Consider the following 20,319-nt stretch of genomic DNA (forward strand, 5'->3'; position numbering starts at 1 on the left):
ACTGGGGCATTGCCCAAAAACTGACTGAAGTAAATCCTTTATTTTACCGCTTATCCATCAAAAAAGCGAATAAAAAACCAATATTTTCACCAAAATTGGGGTGATACCAGTTTGATTTTGGGTATTTTTTCAGTTGGGCTAAAAAATTTATGATTGCTCAAGATTAATTTGCCACGCTTAAGCGGTGACGGTTCTTATTTAAAATGGCAGGTCCAATACCTTTGACATTCATCAGTGATTGAACTGAGTCAAATTTGCCATGCTCGTGCCGATAATCCACGATGGCTTGGGCGGTCTTATGCCCCACGCCCACCAAGCTTATAAAGTCGGCTTGGCTTGCGGTATTGATATTTAGGCGTTTGGATTTTTGGGTACTTATCAGTGCTTGATAGGCACTTTTTGTATCAGCATAGCACTGTTTGGGCGGATTGGCATATCCAAAGCCTGCACACAAAAGACCGACAAATAATAAGGCGATGGGTGATAAAGTATTAAGTTTCATTTGCCTTTGCCAGCTCCCAATAACGATCTATTTCTGCCAAATCACTATTCTCAAACGATTTACCCCGTTCCGTCAGCGACTGCTCAACAAATGCAAAACGGCGACGAAATTTACCGACAGTGCCCTGAAGTGCCATCTCGCTATCAATACCCAAATGGCGTGCCAAATTGGTCAACACAAACAGCACATCGCCCAGCTCATCAGATAATTTTTGCTTTTGATTATCGCTTAGCGTATCTGTTTTATAATTAAAATCACCCAAAGGCAATAACTCATAAAGCTCGCCCAATTCTTCATTGAGTTTATCAAGTACACCTTGCAGATTTGACCAATCAAAGCCAACGCTTGCTGCTTTGCCTTGTAAATGCTGAGATTGCATGAGTGCACTACCTGCCTTGACATCAGACAACAGGCGTATGGGCTGACCCAAAGCCGCCAAATGTGCTTTTTCTTGGGCTTTAATCTCATCCCATCGGCGTTTGACATCAGCATCGGTTTGTAAATTTTCTTGCTCAAAAACATGCGGATGGCGACGGATCAGCTTATCTTGTAATGCCAAAATCACCGCCGACATATCAAAACGCCCTGCCTCTTGATATAAATGCGTATGAAAAACTACCTGCAATAGCACATCGCCCAACTCACTTTTGAGCTGCTCGGTGGCAAATGCTGAGCCATCATCGGTCTGAATGGCTTCAATCAGCTCATAAACCTCTTCGATGGCATATTTTTGTAAACTGGCGTTGGTTTGCTTGGCATCCCAAGGGCAATCGGTGCGAAGGCGTGCCATCAATGCAAGCAAATCATCAAAATTGTCGGTTGGCGTCATACACCCTCCAATAAAAATCTCCTTATTGTTATAATAACAACAAGGAGAGTTTGGTCAATTTAAAAGATACTCATTGTGCCAAATCAGCAAATAATGCTGTTGACAAATAACGCTCACCTGATGATGGTATGATAACGACGATAAGCTTACCTGCGTTTTCTTCTCGTGCCGCCAATTCAAGTGCCGCCGAAACTGCCGCACCTGATGAGATACCAACAAGCAAGCCTTCTTTGGCTGCCATATCTCGTGCCACACTAAAGGCATCTTCATTAGCGACTTTGATGACCTCATCATAGATATCCGTATTGAGTACTGATGGGATAAACCCTGCACCAATGCCTTGAATTGGGTGCGGGCCTTTTTCGCCGCCTGATAAAACAGGTGAAGCCAATGGCTCAACTGCAACAATTTGAATGGCTTCTTTTTTGGCTTTGAGTGTCTCACCGACACCTGTCACTGTACCACCTGTACCCACACCTGAGACAAAAATATCCACCTGACCATCTGTATCCGCCCAAATCTCTTCGGCTGTTGTTGTACGGTGGATTTGTGGATTGGCTAAATTATCAAATTGGCGTGGCATAAAATAGCCGTCTTGGGCAGCAAGCTCATTGGCTTTGGCAATCGCCCCACCCATGCCCTCAGCCGCTGGCGTCAACACAAGCTTGGCCCCATACGCACGAAGCAACGCACGACGCTCAAGGCTCATGCTCTCAGGCATGGTAATCACCAAGCGGTAACCTCGTGCCGCTGCCACCATGGCAAGCCCAATGCCTGTATTGCCACTGGTCGCCTCAACGATGGTGGTGTCTTTGGTCAAAAGCCCTGATTTTTCGGCATCGTCAATCATAGAAAGGGCAATGCGATCCTTGACCGAACTTGCTGGATTGGCATACTCAAGCTTGACCACCACACGAGCAGATAAGCCTTCGGTGAGGCGATTGAGTTCGACAAGCGGGGTTTTACCGATAAGGTCAGTCACACTTTTTGCAATATTCATCATCATACTCCAAATGAATTCAGTTCATGTTTGTTGGGGTTTTCTTGGTATTTTATTAAATTGGTATCGATATCATGACCATGCTTGAATTTACATCATCACAATAACAAGCTTACTATAACAAATTTTTCAAGATTTTAGTACCAGTATGCTCATAAATTCTATGCCATTCATTGTTATACTTATGCCATGTTTTAATTTGACCGTGAATCCTTGTTTGGCATTTAGCACATTATCAAAAATCATGGTACAATCAAATCAGTTTTTGAAACACGGCCGCATTTACCAATCACTGATCGCCAATTGACGAAACTTACAATTTTAGTCGATGTTTGTATAAAAATGGTAAAATTGAGCGGCTTAAAAGTCAAAAACCTGTCTGATGACACTCACAGACTGCATTTTTCCTTGAAAATGAGCCATGTCTCTCATTTTTTATCGTAAATATCAAAGGCAGGCACGCTCTAGATATTTTTATTTCATCATTTTTATTTGATATCAAGCCATGACAATGACAAATTTTTCTGCAATAACCATTTCTTGCTTTAAGGCGTATGATGTCCGAGGTGAGCTGGGTGTGACGCTTGATGAGCATATCAGCTATCGCATTGCTCGTGCCTTTGCCCAAATCCTAAAATCTCAAAACACCGCCGAGCATCCTACCATCGTCATCGGCTCAGATATTAGACCATCAAGCCATAGCCTGAAACTTGCCGCCATCCAAGGCATAACAGACGCTGGCGTGGATGTGATTGACCTTGGTATGACAGGCACCGAAGAGGTGTATTTTGCGACCAGTCACTATAACACCATCGGTGGGATTGAGGTAACTGCAAGCCACAATCCCATCAATTATAATGGCTTAAAAATGGTACGTGAAAACTCACGCCCCATCAGTGCCGATACTGGATTGGCCGAGGTGCGTGCATTGGCTGAAAGTGGTAATTTTATTCAAAGTAAAAAAGGCAGCATCACCCAAAACACCGACAAAACCGCTTATATTGATAAACTGATGAGCTTTATTGACACGAGCAAATTTCTCCCCAAAAAAATCGTCATCAACAGTGGCAATGGCTCGGCAGGTCCTGTCATTGATACCCTTGAAGTACGCTTAGCAGGTTCACCGATTGAGCTGCTTAAAATACATCATCAGCCTGATGGTAACTTTCCCAACGGTATCCCAAACCCCATGATCATCGCCAATCAAGCCGCTACCCGTGATGCCGTCATCGCACACAAAGCGGACTTTGGTGTGGCATTTGATGGGGATTTTGACCGTTGTTTTTTGTTTGATGAAAACGGACGATTTATTGATGGCAGTTATGTGGTTGGTATGCTGGCAGCGGCATTTTTACAAAAATATCCCAAGCAGACCATCGTTTATGATCCACGCGTCATTTATAACACTCAAAATGTCATCAAAAAGATGCAAGGTACGCCCGCTCTTAGTAAATCTGGGCATTCATTCATCAAGCAAGTCATGCGTGAAACAAAAGCCATCTATGGCGGTGAAATGTCGGCACACCATTATTTTAAAGACTTTTTTTATTGTGATAGTGGCATGATTCCTTGGCTGCTATTAATTGAGCTGTTGTCAGTCACAGGCAAGTCCTTGGCAGAGCTTGTTGATGATTACATTCAAGATTTCCCAAGTTCAGGTGAGCGTAATTTTAGGCTGGATAAAACTAATGCTGCCACCATCAGCCAAGGTCTGGAACAAAAATACGCCCACCTTAATCCCCAAAAAAATACCTTAGATGGACTGAGCTTGGATTTTGGTAATTGGCGGTTTAATTTGCGTTCAAGCAATACCGAACCGCTCATTCGCCTAAATGTCGAGGCATGCGGTGATGCCACACTGTTAACTCAAAAAACCAAAGAAATCATCGACTATCTCCAAAAACAAGGGGCAATCGCCACCGACCATTGATTTATCTTATCCATAACAATAACCACTGATATTTTGGTGGCTATTGTTATGATTGGATTTAGCTTGCCTTAGACTTTAAATTTATCACCCACCAAACCCTTGACCGTATTTAAAATATCGGCAGGCAGTACCACCATTTTGGCATTATTTGACTTTGCCATCTCGTTCATCGCTTTGATGTATTGCTCGCCCAAAAGATACACCACAGGCATATCTTTACCATCCATTGCCTGAGAAATCAGACGAATCGATTCTTCAGAACCACGCGCCAAGACGACTTGAGCCTCAGCATCACGGCGAGAGGCTTCTAGGCGACCATCTGCCTCCAAGATGGCGGCCTGTTTTTGCCCATCGGCACGGGTGACGGTGGCACGGCGTTGACGCTCAGCCGCCGCTTGCTCCTCCATCGCCAACTGCATGGTCGCTGATGGCTTGATGTCTTGGATTTCCACAGTTTTTAGGGTGATTCCCCAGTCAGAAATATCATCACTGATGGCATGTTTTAGCTGTGCTTTAATTTGGTCACGACTGGATAAGGCAGCATCCAAATCCATCTCACCGATGATGGAGCGTAAGGATGTTTGTACCAAATTACGAATGCCATGTTCATAATTTTCGATGCCATAGACTGCCTGCTCAGGCTGCACAATATTGATGTATGCCACTGCATTGGCGATGATGACCACATTATCGCGTGTGATGACCTCTTGGCTTGGAATATCAAGCACGATGTCTTTGGTGGTTACTTTATAAGCCACAGTATCCACATAAGGAATAATAAAATTCAGACCCGGCTCAAGCGTTTGGTGATATTTACCCAAACGCTGAATGATCCATTTTTCGCCTTGCGACACCATTTTTACGCCTTTATAAATGGTGAATACCACCAAAGCAATGAGTACCAAAATAATGACGGTAAATTCCATAGCTTTCCTTGTTATTATGTATAAAAGTTATTATGTATAAAAAATAAATTTGGCGTTATTTTGGCATAACAATCAGCTCATTACCCATTACCGCCGTGACAATCACTCGTGTACCCACCTCGATAGGGCGACCATCAAGCGTACGACATGCCCATTCAGCAGCACCTACTTTGGGTACAGAAAATCTGACTACGCCTAAGCCATTTGCCACCACAGGTGAGACAATCATACCAATCTCACCAATAATCACCGAGCCGCCAAGCCCTGCCTTGGTGCGTGTTTTGATGCGTGGCTGAATCAGCCTAAACCACAAAATACACGCCACAATCGATAAACCCAGCCAAATTACCACTTGGCTCAACAAATCCATCGGCACTACCCAAAGCAGCAACGCAGTCACCAAAGCCGCCACCCCAAACCAAAGCATCGCAAAGCTGGGTATAAATAACTCACCTGTCATCAATAGCATGCCAATCACCGCCCAATGCCAAGGTTGTAATCCCATATTCTACCTCTACCAAATCGTGTCTATTCGTTTGACAATCAGTCTTGCCTACATCAGCCAATTTTGGTCTCATTGGCTGCCCATAGCCCAAATGGGATATTAATTATCATCAAAACCACCAATACCATCAACGGCAATTGCCAATCACCCTGCCATTGATACAGCTTACCAATCATCAACGGACCAAACATCGCAATGCTATAGCCCACCGCTTGCACCATACTGGATAAATCACGCGCGGTTTCGGTACTGGTCGTACGAAGCGAGAACATCATCAAGCTTAAGGTAAACACCAAAGCACACCCAAAGCCCATCAAAGCTGACCAAAACAGCATCAAAGATGGCATCATTAACAGCCCAGATATGCCCAAAGCATTCATCAAACAACCTGCCACAGAAATAATCTGAAACGATGTGCCACACCGTGAAAGCCAAGTGAGCCATAAAATGGCAAGTGGTGCCATAACCTGAAACACGAAGGGTAATCGTATCGCCTCATCTAGTGTTACCCCAAATGCCATACCAATGGATGGTAAAAAACTTGCCAAACTATAAAATAAAAACGACTGAAGCCCAAGTAAAACTGCCATTTGCCAAGCGGCTTTTTGACGCCAAAGATTGATGGGTTTTTTTAGATGAGCGGTTGGCTTGATCGTGGGTAAGGCTGGCATAAGTTTAAGATTATCCATACGATTATGCCGATAAATCAACCACCAAATCCATGCGGCAATCACACCAAAGATTGCCCAACTGCTCATCGCAAATTGCCAGCCAAATGTTTTGGCAAATGGCACCACCATCCAAGCACCAAAGCCCGCCAAAGTGGACATACTTAGACTAAACACACCTGTAGCAAGTGCAATGTTATTAGGGGCGTATTGCTTAATAAAAGGTGCAGTTAGGGCATTTAGCATCCCAATGGCAAACGATAAAATCAGCGTGCCAACATACAATTCTATCACCCCAAACCAGTTTCGTATTGCCACCCCCAACGCCAATAAAAGCGTCATGCCAATCATCATCCTCTCAAGTCCAAATTTTTTTGCCAGTACCGCTGCCATTAATGAGCCAAATGCAAATAACGGCATCGGCATCGCACCAAGATAGCCAATCTGTACTGATGATAGGCCAAAATCATCGGACAGCATAGGCACGATTGAACCCATCATTACCAAAGGCGAACGCATATTTGCCGCCGCAAAAATCAGCCCGATAATCAGTAGCAATAACGAGGTTTTGGCAGATGGGCTGCTTTTAGGCATCTGTGTTGTGGTATGATTTGGCATGGGTTATCCAGATGAATTGACGATGGTCAATGATTAATTGTGTCATTATAGTGAACTTAACACACATTTACCATTGTATCTATGATTTTATCTAAAATATAAGAACCCCAAGCGTATTTGCTTGGGGCGACAACACAGACAAATCAATCACGCCTGCCATCGGCGAAATAGTAATGAACCATTCGTGCCACCAAATCCAAAGCTGTTTGACAAGGCAAATTCTACCCCATCAACACGGCGAGCGGTATGAGCAATATAATCTAGCCGACATGCTTCGTCTTGATTGTCTAAATTGATGGTGGGTGGTAGAAGCTGATTTTGGAGTGCAAGTATGGTAAAAATTGCTTCAATCGCACCTGCCGCTCCAAGCAGATGTCCTGTCATAGATTTGGTTGAGCTGACCAAAATATCTTGACCAAACAATCGCTCAATGGCTTGACTTTCAGCGACATCACCTTGGGGTGTGCTGGTACCATGAGCGTTGATATAACCCACTTCACAAGCATCAATGCCTGCATCTGCCAAGGCCGCTGCCATGGCACGAGCCGCACCTTCTCCACCGACCGATGGGCTGGTGATATGATTGGCATCATCACTCATCCCAAATCCGACCAATTCTGCCAAAATGGTCGCACCACGAGCTTTGGCATGTGCTAAGCTTTCAAGCACTAATGCACCTGCACCATCACCCAAAACAAAACCATCACGGTCTTTGTCAAAAGGTCGGCTGGCACGTGTTGGCTCATCATTTCGTGTTGAGAGTGCATGCATCGCCCCAAAGCCTGATAGCCCAAGTGGCGTTGAGGCTTTTTCGCTGCCACCAACCAATACCGCATCACAGTCACCATAAGCAATCAGTCTTGCCCCCAAGCCAATGGCGTGCGTCGAGGTGGTGCAAGCGGTTGTCGTTGCAAGATTTGCACCTTTGAGATGATGACGGATGGCAATCAGCCCAGCTGGCATATTGATGATGGCACCTGGAATGATGAATGGCGATACTTTTTTTGCACCATAGGACTTTAGGGTATCACGACTTGTTTCAATGGTTTGAATACCGCCAATGCCCGAACCCATGACCACGCCAAAACGCTCGCCATCGACATTGATGGGCAAGCTATCACCTTTGATATCATCAATCAGCCCTGCATGATACAAAGCCATGGCAGCGGCAACTTGGGCATAATGTACAAATGTATCAAAACGGCGGGCTTCTTTAGGATTTAAATAATCTTTGGCATCAAAATTCTTAACCAATCCAGCGATCTGGGCACGAAATCCATCAATCGCTACCGATTTATCCTCAAATCCATCAAGGCGACTGATACCACTTACACCTTGGGTAAGATTTTGCCAAATTGTATCTAAACTATTTCCGATGGGCGTTAAAGCTCCCATGCCTGTAATGACAATGCGTGCTGCATCGCTTTTTTCATGATAAGCAGGTTTGGCAGACTTGTTTTTTGCTGACTGTGTCATGATGTATCCAAATTTTAATTCAGTTTGCTTAGTTTTATCTTAACATGATTTATCATGAATTTACAGTTTACAGTTGTATTTTTATTAAGATTAAGATATCTCAAGCAATCTCAATTTAAACAGTGAACATCACATGATGATTTGATATAAAAAATGCTCAAATGAAAAATCACCCTCTGGGATGATGCTTGGCATGGAGATTTTGTAGCCTTGTGGTCGCCACATGTGTATAAATCTGCGTGGTGGATAAATCACTATGCCCAAGCAATAATTGTACACTGCGTAAATCAGCACCATGATTAACCAAATGCGTTGCAAAGGCATGACGCAATGTATGGGGCGAAATGGCGGTATTAATACCAGCCATTAAGGCATATTTTTTAATCAAATGCCAAAAATTATGCCGTGTCATGTAACCACCTTGTTCGGTCAAAAATACCGCTTGACAGTCTTTTTTACCAATCAGCAAACTGCCCCGCACAGCCAAATACTCATTGAGTGCAGACAGTGCATATTCTCCCAAAGGAATCAGACGCATTTTATTACCCTTACCTGTAACCGACAGCCAACCAGCAGTTAAGTTTAGATGCTCAAGTGATAAACTTGTCAGCTCACTGACACGCAAGCCACACGCATACAAAACCTCAAGCATGGCTTTATCTCTAAGGCCTCGCACGCTTGAGATGTCTGGTGCATCTAGCAGTGAGCTAACTTCTTGCTCAGAGAGCGTTTTGGGCAAAGTTTTGCCAAGCTTGGGTGTTTTGATGGATTCACAAGGGTTATCCTCTCGATAGCCTGACTCAATTTGCCACAAAAAAAACTGGCACAGACTTGCCAACGCGCGTGCGATAGACCGCTCGGATTTCTTGGCATCTTTTAGACACATCAAGTGATTACGCACATCTGATGGCTGCCATAGATTCACTGGCGTATCTGATAAACGAATGCACAAGCGTACATCTTGGCTATACGCATTTCTGGTGGCTATCGACAACCCACGCGCCAACATTGCTGCACGAAATTCACTCAGATACTCTGGGTCGTCGTCATAGATCACCGCACTATCGGCTCGAGGTATGGTAGATTTTGCCATAGCTTAAAACCTACGGTCTTTATGCTTGCTTTTTTTGAACTAAGTAGCGATAGCTGCCGTCATCGAGTGTTTCTTGATTGACCAGCGTATGCCCCAAATAACGGCAAAAATTGGGAATATCACGCATCGTGGCAGGATCGGTTGCCAAAATCTCAATATGCTCACCGCCAAGCGCTTGGCGAATGATCTTATGAAGTAGCATGACAGGTTCGGGGCAAATCAGCCCTTTGGTATCTAATGTGTGGTTAATCATGGCCATGGTTGTTTTGTTACTCTGGTTTTTGGATAAAATTTAACTGATTGACCTAAAATCACTGTTAGTCAAAACACAAACTGCACAGTCAATCATAAGATTAAGATGATTTAAATTGGCTCTTGGGGTGATTTTGAAGATTTTTCTTCCAAAAAACTGGCAAATTTTTTTAGATTGACCCGAAATAAAAACGGCATCCCAAACCAAGCAATCATCGCCAAAAATAGTGCCATAAAAAACACCGTATCTATGCCAATGCTCAAGCCCCACACGACCGTAAATCCAAGCAGTGCCATCCCAGTTGCCAAAATGACCACCAAAATTGAGCCGTCCATCACCCGATAACGCATCAATAAAAAGCCGTGATACAGGCTGATGGGCATCGTCATGGCGATGAGTGCGTACGGCAAATAATGAAAGGCATAATAAATCCATGTGCTGTCTTTGAATGCAGGTAGGCTTGCCAAAGTTCCAAAAATACAAAAGCATACAATCGCCCCAAAGCCAAAACGGACACTTAAGGTTGCTTGGCGTATGGCTTGGTCAAATTGATGAGCAATCAAAGTATGGTGCTGCATAGCTTTTCCTGACAAAATCAGTCTTTGTGAGAGTCTTTTCGTTCACTGACATAGATGGCATGATTAGGCGCATGATAATAGCTATCAAGCAAAAGACATGCGGCAATATCGTCGATTGGTTCAGATGATGACGCAATCCAGCCGTTATCAAGTGCAATCATCTTGGCTTCTTTTGAGCTAAGCCGCTCATCATAAATAAACACCGAAACCGCCTGACGACGCTCGCCCAGCCGATGTGCCAATCGCCGTGCAAATTTATGAGCACGCTTGGTGAGCATCGACTCGGTGCCATCCATATTCAGCGGCAGTCCCACCAGCACCCTATCAATACCCCAATGCTCAATGATACCAAGCAGATTATCCCAATCAGGTTGCCCATTATTCATCGCCAAAATATCAAAGGGGCGTGCGTTATGGGTGATGCTATTGCCCAGTGCCATGCCCATTTTTTTGACTCCATAATCTAAAGCAAGTGTCAAGGTTTCGCTTGTCATTAGGCATATCCAGTTGTTGTAATGAACTTATTCAGATTAATCCCAATCTTATCATAACAAGCCTTAAGCCTGTCTTCAAATGGCGTTGAAAATAAAGTTGGCAAGTCTGCTGGACAAGCATACCAATCACCAAACGCCATCTCAGCATCCAGCTGACCTCTGCCCCAATTGCAATAGCCCATACACAATAAATAATGCCTCAAACCATCATAAGACAACCGCTCCAAGATATCCTTACTGGTCGTCAAGCAGACATTTTCAGAAATGGCAAAAGATGACTTATAAATGGGCTGCCCTGTGTGCAAAATAAAACCAGCCTCAGGGCGTACAGGTCCGCCATTCATAGCAGGTACTTGCATGGTGCTTGCAGTCACTGGCACCTCAAGCTCGGTCAAAAGACCGCCTACGCTATTTGGCAGGGACTGATTAATAATAAAACCCCATGCACCATCTTTGGTATGGCGACAGATATAAATGACAGCATCCATAAATCTTTCATCAGTCATCTGTGGACTTGGAATCAAAAAATGATGAATCAGTTTTTGGGTCTGTGTCATGTAGCCATACCTCTTTGAGCCATCTTATCAGCATGGCGAATGTCTGCCAGCAGGCTTTTAACATGAGCACGTGTCGCTTCGGTAATATTCACGCCACCTGACATTCGTGCCAATTCATCAATTTGTGCTTCATCGGTGATAACTTGTATCTGACTTTTGGTGTGTTCACCGTGTTCTTTATACACCAAAATATGATGATGTGCCGCAGCAGCGACCTGAGCTTGATGCGTGATGGCAAGCAGTTGCTGCTGCTTACCCAGCGTACGCAAAAGCTCGCCAACCACTTGGGCTGTCCCGCCACTAATGCCCACATCCACCTCATCAAATACAAGTGTTGGATGTGCACCTATGCCGTCATCCGCCGCCATCACTTGCATGGTCAGTGCCATACGCGACAACTCGCCGCCTGATGCAACTTTGTGCAACGGCTGAAGTGGCATGCCCACATTGGCACTAAATAGTAAGGCAATATCGTATTTGCCTTGGGCGGTGTAATGCTCAACAGGTTTTTCGTTAAAAGAAAACTGACAGCGAGCATTTGGCAGTGCCAAAGGCACAAGCCGTGCCTCAAGCCGCTCACAGACATCAGGTGCGATTTGAATGCGTGCCTGATCCAATGCGTCTGCTGCCACCAGATAGGCTTGATAAGCCTCTAAAACCTTAGCATCCATCGTATCGTTATCAGGCAAACTGCTTAGCATATCCAATTCATCTTGCCAATGCACTGCATCAGCAATCAGCTCAGTAATCGGCGTGTGGTATTTGCTTGATAAGCGATGTGCAAGGCTCAATAAGCCATTTAGCTCATCAAGGCGCGCCGCATCAGGCAGCTCCCGCTCTGCGTAATCGGTAAGCTTAGCAACGGCATCTATGATTTGCTCTTGGGCAAGTACAAGCAGTTGACTACATTCGCCAAATGTTTTACTGGATTGAGCGTTGTTATCACAAATACGCATCGCTCGCCCAAGTAGGCTTAGCACCGATGGGGCATCGTCATCATTATCAAGTTGTACCGCTGCTTCTAGGGCTTCACGCATGAGACTTTCAAGATTGGATAGCTCATCGTATTCTGCCTCAATTTCCTGAAAATCCACCAAAAGCAATGGTTCAATATCGGTAAGCTTGGCTGACAACAGTGCCATCCGATCCGCTCGCTGTGCTGACTGGCTGCGTGCGTCATCAGCCTGCCTTTTTAGGGTTTGATAGTGATGAAAAGCGGTCTTAGCCGCTGCCTTTAAATCACCAAACCCACCAATGCGATCCAGCCAATCCACGATAAATTGAGGCTTTAGCAGTTCAAGCCCAGCATGCTGCGAGTGGATATTCACAAGCATAGATCCCAAGCTTTTTAGCTCACTGATACTGGCTGGTACGCCGTTAATCCAAGACTTTGAGCGTCCCTGATTGCTAATTTTTCGGCGAATGAGCAGCGTTTCATCTTCTAATTTTCTGTCATGTTGCTCAAACCAAGCAATCACTTGGGCATTGCCACTGATATCAAATTCACCAAAAACACTTGCCTCATCACAGCCATGACGCACCATACTACTATCAGCACGTTCACCGACACACAGCGATAATGCATCTAAAATCAGTGACTTGCCTGCACCTGTTTCGCCTGTAATGACATTGAATCTATCATCAAAATCAATGTGTTTTTGCTCAATGAGTGCTAAGTTTTCAAAAGTCAAAGAAATGAGCATAAACCATCCAAATTGCAATATAAGTAAGTCATTGTTAGGGTTTTTGTGCTAAAAATTAGTATCCGTCATTTAACCTTGCTAAATTTAGCTATTTTTAAGTGCGTTATCAGTTGTACTGTTTACTGTTTTTTCTCGTGCTTTGAGTGCCTTTTTAACTTTATCTCTTGCACGGCTTTGTTTGAGTGTCGATAAATAATCCACAAATAACTTACCGTTTAAGTGATCCATCTCATGCTGAATGCATACCGCCAACAAGCCTTCAGCTTCTATCTCAAACGGCTGACCGTCTTTATCAAGTGCCTCAATGCGTACACGGCTGGGTCGCTCAATGGTATCAAAAACCTCTGGTACAGACAAACAGCCCTCTTGATAAGACGAATGCTCATCTACGAGCGGTGTCACTTTAGGATTGATAAATACCTGCGGTGATGGCGGTTCGTCCTTTCTTGCCAAATCCATCACAATCAGTTGTATGTGGCGGTCAACTTGCGTTGCTGCAAGACCAATACCTCGTGCGTCATACATGGTCTCAAACATATCTTCAATCAACTGCTTTAATCTATCATCAAAGACAGTGACAGGTTTTGCCAAAGTGCGTAAGCGTGGGTCAGGATATGTTAAAATAGGTAATAATGCCATAATTTTGTTATCTCGGTGGTAAATACGATATCATGTTAAACAAACTATTATACTGGAAAATGGGGCAAAAAGATAATCTACCAGCCAATTCATCAAAGTTTTTGCAAAAATTTACGATTTAATTGGTAAAACATGGCTTTTTTAATCACGACTATTGGCAATTTTAGGCTTTTATGCAAGAATAGCGGTGAATTATTATCCGTCTTATTTTTCAAGGATTATCATGACTCGCTTTTCTAGTGTTACAAGAAATACCGCCGAAACCCAAATCAGTGTCAATATCAATTTAGATGGTAGCGGTCAAGGCGTGCTTGATACGGGTGTGCCGTTTCTTGATCATATGCTTGATCAAATCAAGCGCCATGGACTCATTGATTTGGATGTCAAATGTGTGGGCGATACCCACATCGATGATCATCATAGTGTTGAAGATGTTGGTATTGCAATCGGTCAAGCACTCAAACAAGCCTTGGGCGACAAAAAAGGCATTCGCCGTTATGGGCATTTTTATGCACCGCTTGACGAAAGCCTATCTCGTGTGGTGGTGGATATTTCTGGTCGCCCTGGTTTACACATGAATGTACCATTCACACGCTCACACATAGGCTCGATGGATGTCGATTTATTTTCTGAGTTTTTTTATGGGCTGGTTAATCATGCCTTTATCACCTTACATATTGATACTCTAAAAGGTAAAAATAGCCATCACCAAATTGAAAGCGTATTTAAAGCCTTAGCCCGTGCATTGCGAATGGCGGTTGAGTATGATGAGCGTGCCAAGGATCAATTGCCTTCAACCAAAAATATGCTCTAAGGGGTTGTTATGACTAAAGTTGCGTTACTTGATTATGGCGTTGGTAATCTGTATTCGGTCGCTAATGCACTCAAAGTGGCAGGTGCTGATGTCATCACCACCGATCGAGCCGATGATATTAAAAAAGCAGATAAAATTCTGCTGCCAGGTGTGGGTGCTATGCGTGATGCAATGGCACATATGGCTAAACATGGCATTGATATCGCCGTTAAAGAAGCTTTGAATACCAAGCCTGTTATGGCAATTTGTGTCGGTATGCAGGCGATGTTTGATGTCTCAGAAGAAGGCGATGTCCCTTGTTTGGGCATCATTTCTGGCACGGTACGCAGATTTGATGACGCTTGGATACAAAATGATGAACCAATCAAAATACCGCATGTTGGCTGGAACCGTGTTGATACAGATACCGATCATATGCTATGGCAAGGCTGCAATCATGAGTATTTTTATTTCACGCACAGCTATTATTGTGACCCCACGCCAAATAATCAGCTGATTTTAGCGCATACCACTTATGGTCAGAAGTTTTGTTCAAGTATCATTTGGGATAATCTTTTTATCACTCAATTTCATCCCGAAAAAAGCCATCATGCAGGCTTAAAACTGTTGTCAAATTTCATTACTTGGCAACCTTAATACTACCAGCCATTTTAACTGATTAAACATGACCTATAAGCCATCTTAATCATGGTTTTATAGGTCATTATCATAATCACCTTAAACAGAAATATCCGCCAAATCCCCTTTGGTCTCTAGCCACTGTTTTCGGTCTGCTGAGCGTTTTTTGGCAAGCAGCATATCCATGATGCTGTTTGTGCTTGCGGTATCATCCAAATCCAAACGAATCAACTTTCGCGTATCAGGGTTCATTGTCGTTTCTTTCAGCTGACTTGGATTCATCTCACCTAGCCCCTTAAAGCGAGTGATTTGCGTTTTTTTATTACCAAGCCTTGCAAGTACTTGTTCAAGCTCTTCATTATCCAGTGCATAATACACATCCTTACCTGCATCAATACGATACAAAGGCGGTACCGCCACATACAGATGACCCGCTTCAATCAGTGCAGGAAAATGCTTCACAAATAACGCACAAATCAGTGTCGCAATATGCAGACCATCTGAATCAGCATCTGCTAAGATGCAGATTTTATCATATCGAAGCTCAGATAAATCATCTGATGCAGGATCTACACCAATCGCAATGGCAATGTCATGAATTTCTTGGCTGGACAATACAGTATCTGATGACACCTCCCAAGCATTTAAAATTTTACCTCGCAGTGGTAAAATTGCCTGAAATGCATTGTCACGCGCTTGCTTTGCTGATCCACCCGCTGACTGACCTTCCACCAAAAACAGCTCTGAACCTTCTTTTAATCCCCCACGACAATCCCACAGCTTACCTGGTAGTGCTGGTCCTTGAGTGACTTTTTTACGCGCCACTTTTTGTGCAGTTGCTAGGCGTTTGGTGGCTTTTGAAATGGCAAGTTCGGCAATGGCTTTGGCGTGATCTGGATGCTGATTTAGCCAAAGACTAAAAGCATCTTTAGCCAAGGTTTGAACCAATGGCGCAGCTTCTCGGCTTGATAAGCGTTCTTTGGTTTGTCCACTAAACTGCGGTTCAACAAATTTCAGCGATAAAATGTAGTTGACGCCATCCCACACATCCTCACCAGACAGCTTGATTTGACGCGGCAATAAATTATGAATATCACAAAACTCACGCAGTGCCTCAAGTACACCTGTGCGTAAACCATTGACATGCGTGCCACCTTGAGCAGTTGGAATAAGATTGACATAGCTTTCGGTAATTGGTGTACCGCCCTCAGCAAGCCACGATAACGCAAAAGTCGCCCCGCCACGCTCACCCAAAGTAGGCTCTTGGCTAACATAAAATGGCTCTTTAGGTAATGTATCAGACCCATCTAGCTGCTCGGTCAGATATTGCACCACACCATCGGTGAACTGCCAACTTTCACTGTCATTTGGCTCAATCTCACTGATAAAATCAATGTGTAACCCTGCTGCAAGCACTGCTTTGGCTTTTAGGTTATGCTTAAGGGTTTTAATTGAAAATTTTGGCGTATCAAAATACTGCCCATCCACCCAAAATTGTACTTTGGTACCACGCTTTTTTTTATTGGCTGATTTATCAGCAATCAAAGCGGTAACAGGCTCACCGTGTTCAAATGCCATCGTGTGCATCAGTCCATCACGCCACACCGTCACCTCAACGCGTGTGGACAATGCATTTACCACACTGATACCCACGCCATGCAGACCACCAGAGACTTGATAGTTTTCGGTGCTAAATTTACCGCCAGCGTGCAGGCGTGTCAAAATCAGCTCAACACCTGATTGATTAAATTCAGGGTGAATATCGGTCGGCATCCCACGCCCATCATCCTCAACAGACAGCGAACCATCCTTATGCAAAATGACGATGATATGACGAGCAAATCCTGCCAATGCCTCATCGACCGAGTTATCAATGACCTCTTGGGCAAGATGATTGGGACGCATAGTATCAGTATACATGCCTGGGCGGCGGCGAACTGGTTCTAAACCTTCTAAAACTTCTAATTTTTGTGAATTATATGTGCTCATAAATATTATGGATAAAAATATAGGTCATTGTACACCAAAGCTAAGATTTTGGGAAATGGTGTTAAATTTTGTCCGCTGTCATGGATTTATCTTGAAGGCTTTGTATTTTTAGAAAAAATACCATACTTAATATTGAAGCGATGGATTTTAATACATAAATTTTGAAATACTGATTGTACAAATTCATTTGAATTCAGCTATCTTTGATGCAATCGGATAGCCCAGTCAATCACTGTTGCCACCTGCACTTCATAATCACTAATACGATGATCGCCTCCTGCTTGTGCCAATACTTGCACGCCTTTTTGATCATAAAAAGCTTGGGTTACCTGTGCGTCTAAAAGCTCATCACCCATCTTAAGTAATACTTTGATTAAATCAGGATTTTTAACAGCCAATCGATGCCGCTCAAACCATGCCAAATCACCATAAGTAATCTGCCAACCGCCCGTTGTTGTATAAATCACTGTCTCATCAGACAAAGCACGTTCATCAAAATTTTGATCCAAAAATCGGCGAAAACTGATATCAGGCCAGATACTAGGATTGAGCAGCACCGCAGGCACACCCGTCAAATCAGATAATAAATTCGCAAAATACCCGCCAAGAGATGAACCAATTAAGACGGTATTTCGATCATCAATGATCAGAGATTTTAAGAGCTTGACCACCTCATCAGGTGTACGATTAAGATCAGGTCGAATGACTTCGATATTTGGATAGTTAGCTTGGCAATAATTTTGTGTGATTTGTGCTTTTATTGCATTGCTATCACTATCTAATCCATGTAGATAAATCAACTTCATAATTTTTCTTAATTAATTTTTAAGTTATTATAAATTAATAAATATTGTTTATATGATAAAATATCTTAGGCGTTAAGATTGCTATGATAACATCAAATCAAGCAAGGCGTTATTTATACTAAATGATGGGTTTGATGGTCGCTGTGATAAAGGCGTTCAGCAAGAGGAATATTTAAGGTAGCCATTTTGGGGTTTTGTACCAATAATAGTTAATGGATAAGTTGATTAAAAATATCACAAAGACAGCCAAAATATAAATAAACAAATAAAAATCAAAACTGACATATCTCATTATCAAAAATAAGATGGTGTAGATTGATGCAAATTGTATGGTATTCGTGTTTTTTAATTTTGAACTTAGGGATGATTTTGTATGGCATTTTTGACACACATAATCATCATCTGCTGTATTGTGAAATCTTTGAGATTGGCAATGTGGACAATATGGTGCATGTGTATCAAAAGAGGTTGCTAGTTTATCATGGGCAACAGAGATGTTAAAATCATTTTTGACATCATCATAGTTATCCACGCCTTTTATTAGGGGTCTGTTTTTTATTTTATAAGCATGATAATATCTTAGATTGTTTTCAATGGCAACAATTGCCACAAAAAACAAAAACATGATAAGAATAATCACTGCCACCCAAAATCCTGTTGTAAGATTGAATTTATCTAAATCAGCAAAAGCGAATATATCAGTATAAATCAATATGAATATGCCGGTACAAATCACATATAATTTATAATATCTTTTGATGAAATATTTGACAAATTGCCAAAAAGTCATTTGCTGCAAATCAGGCGTAAATGGATTGACCAATAGGCTTTTTTGGCAATGCAGACAAAAGATGATACCATGTTTATAAATCGCATCACAAAACATCTTGCCACAATCACCATGTGGGCAAGTGCGTGGGGTGGGTGTCAAGTGAAATAGATTTTTCATACATTTTTAATCAAAAAGTTCATGAACCATCAAAAAAGTTCACTCTGATTTTATCACATGGCATAAAAATTGACATAAAAAATCTGCCAAAATATTGACAGATTTTTAAGAACATTGCTTGTTGGCAATTAACGAAGGTCACGCTCACGAACAGTGATGGGTGATGCCAAACGGTAATTTGCTGCGGCTGTTTTTGCACCCATGATGCTTGCCACAAAAGTCAGTAGCGTGCTAATCAACCAAAACAGACCAGAGTATAGAGCAGCTTTACGAGCAGTATCTTCTGCACTTTGTAGAGTTTGCTCAATATTCATCTTAGCATCAGCAATGGCTTGTTCGGTGCTGGCACGATATTCATGATAAGCGGTGGCAGTTTCTTCACGCACTTCCAACGCCTGCTCTTGGGTTAAACCCTCTGCTTGTAGTTTGGCAATAAGTTCATCGCCTGTAACAATGGCTTGTACCTCGTCGGCACGCTGCTTGGCATATTCATCAATATTTTTCCATGTGTCAAGATTGGTAAAATCCATGCCATTAAGGTCAGCTTTGGTTTTGTTAAGCATGTCTTCAAGTACATTCACTGTTGCACTGATTTGTGCTTCATCAAAAGTTTCGTTATTCTTAGCAACCCAAGCTTCGATGTCTTGACGGCTGATATTGCCTGTGGCTTTTTGGTACAGCTCTTGTGCTTTGGCAGTGATATCGCCACCTGCGGCATCAGATGAGCCAGCTGCTGCGGTAGCACCAGCACCAGCTACTGTTGTTACCGTTGATGTAACGGCACTGGCAGCCCCTCCAATAGCACCTGCGGTTGTGCCAACAGCGTTGCCAGCAGTTCTTACAATGCCAGTTACACTATTAAAAGCAAATACAGAGCTGATGACAACGATGGCTGCTGCGGTTAGCATACCTGTTAAAGCAGCGTCTTTTGGCAAAATGTCGGTACCATCACCAAATAACGCCTCTGGTGCCGATGCTTTGACAGCAAAAAACCCTGCAACAAAAGCACTGATTAAAGCGGTTACTGCGGTATAAACACCAGCAGCAATGCCTGCGCCACGCAAATCTAGTGATAAAAAAGAGCTTAGCACTAAGGCCAAAGCCAGCATTATCATAGATACAACAAGACCCATCAAAAGTCCTGCAAAAATGCCACGCCATGAAGGGCGTCTGGCGACCGTTGTATGAATGCTCATAAGTAATCCTCTACAATCTTAATATAAAAAATAGTGATAATTGATATGATGATATAAAAATTAAATCCGAACGAACGAACGAACGAACGAACGAACATTATAAAAAAAGTTTGTGTAATATTCAATAAGACTTTGGTAACTATCAAGCAATAATACCCAACCCCCAAACAAAACCC

20 protein-coding genes are annotated in these 20,319 nt (G+C 43.0%); 3 read left to right on the forward strand and 17 right to left on the reverse strand.

Going from position 1 to position 20,319, the window contains the following annotated elements:
- Positions 1–163: 163 nt before the first annotated feature.
- The 3 genes from A4U55_RS01980 to cysK all read right to left on the reverse strand — a co-directional run bounded on the left by A4U55_RS01980 (position 164) and on the right by cysK (position 2,331).
- Entirely contained in the window at positions 164–502 is a 339-nt protein-coding gene (locus tag A4U55_RS01980; RefSeq protein WP_003660410.1) for a ComEA family DNA-binding protein, read from the reverse strand.
- Positions 492–1,331 carry a nucleoside triphosphate pyrophosphohydrolase gene (gene mazG / locus A4U55_RS01985; protein ID WP_003671881.1) on the reverse strand — a complete coding sequence of 280 codons (840 nt, stop codon included), beginning with the start codon at positions 1,329–1,331 and terminating at the stop codon, positions 492–494. Before mazG ends, A4U55_RS01980 begins: the two co-directional genes overlap by 11 nt.
- 70 nt (positions 1,332–1,401) lie before the next feature.
- Entirely contained in the window at positions 1,402–2,331 is a 930-nt protein-coding gene (gene cysK / locus A4U55_RS01990) for a cysteine synthase A (protein ID WP_003657210.1), read from the reverse strand.
- 505 nt (positions 2,332–2,836) lie between these two features.
- On the opposite strand from cysK, the gene A4U55_RS01995 reads away from it, so the two are divergent.
- Positions 2,837–4,261 carry a phosphohexomutase domain-containing protein gene (locus A4U55_RS01995; RefSeq protein ID WP_003660407.1) on the forward strand — a complete coding sequence of 475 codons (1,425 nt, stop codon included), beginning with the start codon at positions 2,837–2,839 and terminating at the stop codon, positions 4,259–4,261.
- A gap of 68 nt (positions 4,262–4,329) precedes the next feature.
- On the opposite strand, the gene A4U55_RS02000 is transcribed toward A4U55_RS01995, so the two are convergent.
- From A4U55_RS02000 to def, 11 genes are all read right to left on the reverse strand, one after another.
- Positions 4,330–5,187 (reverse strand): SPFH domain-containing protein, encoded by an 858-nt coding sequence (locus A4U55_RS02000; RefSeq protein WP_063453955.1) that lies wholly within the window; start codon positions 5,185–5,187, stop codon positions 4,330–4,332.
- Positions 5,188–5,242: 55 nt separating this feature from the next.
- Positions 5,243–5,692, reverse strand: a complete 450-nt coding sequence (locus A4U55_RS02005) for an NfeD family protein (RefSeq protein ID WP_003657201.1) — start codon at positions 5,690–5,692, stop codon at positions 5,243–5,245.
- A gap of 53 nt (positions 5,693–5,745) precedes the next feature.
- Entirely contained in the window at positions 5,746–6,978 is a 1,233-nt protein-coding gene (locus tag A4U55_RS02010; protein WP_003664007.1) for an MFS transporter, read from the reverse strand.
- Positions 6,979–7,125: 147 nt separating this feature from the next.
- Positions 7,126–8,454, reverse strand: coding sequence for a beta-ketoacyl-ACP synthase II (fabF, locus tag A4U55_RS02015; RefSeq protein ID WP_003657198.1), 1,329 nt, complete (start codon positions 8,452–8,454; stop codon positions 7,126–7,128).
- A 169-nt stretch (positions 8,455–8,623) separates the two neighbouring features.
- Positions 8,624–9,547, reverse strand: a complete 924-nt coding sequence (gene xerD / locus A4U55_RS02020) for a site-specific tyrosine recombinase XerD (protein WP_003657196.1) — start codon at positions 9,545–9,547, stop codon at positions 8,624–8,626.
- Positions 9,548–9,566: 19 nt separating this feature from the next.
- Positions 9,567–9,806, reverse strand: coding sequence for a sulfurtransferase TusA (tusA, locus tag A4U55_RS02025; RefSeq protein WP_003657195.1), 240 nt, complete (start codon positions 9,804–9,806; stop codon positions 9,567–9,569).
- A gap of 104 nt (positions 9,807–9,910) precedes the next feature.
- Positions 9,911–10,378 carry a hypothetical protein gene (locus A4U55_RS02030; RefSeq protein ID WP_003660403.1) on the reverse strand — a complete coding sequence of 156 codons (468 nt, stop codon included), beginning with the start codon at positions 10,376–10,378 and terminating at the stop codon, positions 9,911–9,913.
- 17 nt (positions 10,379–10,395) lie between these two features.
- A complete protein-coding gene (ruvX, locus tag A4U55_RS02035; protein WP_003657191.1) occupies positions 10,396–10,872 on the reverse strand; it encodes a Holliday junction resolvase RuvX in 477 nt (158 codons plus the stop codon).
- Positions 10,872–11,429, reverse strand: coding sequence for a YqgE/AlgH family protein (locus A4U55_RS02040; RefSeq protein WP_003657190.1), 558 nt, complete (start codon positions 11,427–11,429; stop codon positions 10,872–10,874). Before A4U55_RS02040 ends, ruvX begins: the two co-directional genes overlap by 1 nt.
- On the reverse strand, positions 11,426–13,132 hold the full coding sequence (recN, locus tag A4U55_RS02045) for a DNA repair protein RecN (protein ID WP_003660401.1): 1,707 nt from the start codon (positions 13,130–13,132) through the stop codon (positions 11,426–11,428). Before recN ends, A4U55_RS02040 begins: the two co-directional genes overlap by 4 nt.
- Before the next feature lie 84 nt (positions 13,133–13,216).
- Positions 13,217–13,771 carry a peptide deformylase gene (gene def / locus A4U55_RS02050; RefSeq protein ID WP_003664801.1) on the reverse strand — a complete coding sequence of 185 codons (555 nt, stop codon included), beginning with the start codon at positions 13,769–13,771 and terminating at the stop codon, positions 13,217–13,219.
- 223 nt (positions 13,772–13,994) lie between these two features.
- Between def and hisB the strand changes: the two genes are divergently transcribed.
- Positions 13,995–14,585, forward strand: a complete 591-nt coding sequence (hisB, locus tag A4U55_RS02055; protein ID WP_003657184.1) for an imidazoleglycerol-phosphate dehydratase HisB — start codon at positions 13,995–13,997, stop codon at positions 14,583–14,585.
- A 9-nt stretch (positions 14,586–14,594) separates the two neighbouring features.
- Positions 14,595–15,221, forward strand: a complete 627-nt coding sequence (hisH, locus tag A4U55_RS02060; RefSeq protein WP_003660400.1) for an imidazole glycerol phosphate synthase subunit HisH — start codon at positions 14,595–14,597, stop codon at positions 15,219–15,221.
- 81 nt (positions 15,222–15,302) lie between these two features.
- Here hisH and parE read toward each other — a convergent pair whose 3' ends face one another.
- From parE to A4U55_RS02080, 3 genes are all read right to left on the reverse strand, one after another.
- Positions 15,303–17,192, reverse strand: coding sequence for a DNA topoisomerase IV subunit B (gene parE, locus A4U55_RS02065; protein WP_003664013.1), 1,890 nt, complete (start codon positions 17,190–17,192; stop codon positions 15,303–15,305).
- A gap of 197 nt (positions 17,193–17,389) precedes the next feature.
- Positions 17,390–17,998, reverse strand: coding sequence for a YqiA/YcfP family alpha/beta fold hydrolase (locus A4U55_RS02070; RefSeq protein ID WP_003660398.1), 609 nt, complete (start codon positions 17,996–17,998; stop codon positions 17,390–17,392).
- A 1,077-nt stretch (positions 17,999–19,075) separates the two neighbouring features.
- Positions 19,076–20,143 carry a hypothetical protein gene (locus A4U55_RS02080; RefSeq protein WP_063453957.1) on the reverse strand — a complete coding sequence of 356 codons (1,068 nt, stop codon included), beginning with the start codon at positions 20,141–20,143 and terminating at the stop codon, positions 19,076–19,078.
- Positions 20,144–20,319 lie beyond the last annotated feature (176 nt).

Source organism: Moraxella catarrhalis (assembly GCF_001632285.1).
GTDB lineage: Bacteria > Pseudomonadota > Gammaproteobacteria > Pseudomonadales > Moraxellaceae > Moraxella > Moraxella catarrhalis.